At 37.3% G+C, this 686-nt stretch carries 1 protein-coding gene; it reads right to left on the reverse strand.

What is annotated here, in order from left to right; genetic code table 11:
- Window positions 1-686: aminotransferase-like domain-containing protein (locus AC1DIT_RS28265; protein WP_476998619.1), on the reverse strand; the 686-nt coding region annotated here is incomplete at both ends.

The following is a 686-nucleotide window of genomic DNA, read 5'->3' on the forward strand; positions in this document are numbered from 1 at the left end:
GTAGCCCTTCTTTTCAATTGTTTACGAAGTGTGATCAGATGCTTTTCGTATAAACCGGATGATATCCAGTGTGCGACGATTTCTTGAGAAAAGGCACTTGAGCCATAATCTGTTTGCATTTTAATATCAGCTAATCGTCCAATTACAGGTGAAGGTGCAACAACCCAACCGATCCGTAATCCAGGACTTAGCGTTTTGGATACACTACCGATATAAAGAACTTGCCCTGATGTATCAAATGACTTTATAGCAGGAGAATATGATTCAAATAACAGTTCGTGATACACATCATCTTCAATAATCGGGATTTGTAGCTCTTTGCATGTGTTGTAAAGATTTTTCTTTTCTTTCACCGACCAATTATATCCTGTCGGATTGTGTAATGTTGGCACACAGTAAAATAAAGATTGTCTTTTTCTTTTGAGTGCCCGCAAATTGTCTGTCAAATGTGCGTCTCGTAAAACTGAAATCATACGCATTCCAGTGGATTGAAAGGGATGCACAGAATTTAAATACGAAGGTTGTTCTTGGAAGACTATGGATCCTTCTTCTAATAATCCAACTGCAATTAATTGAAGTGCTTGAAGTGCACCTGAAACAATTAAAATGTTCTCTGGTGCTGTTTGAATACCACGTTTTTTTAAATAATTACATAAAATTCCCCGAAGCTTTTCACTTCCTTGTGG

It is taken from the genome of Bacillus sp. 05T22 (genome assembly GCF_056396765.1).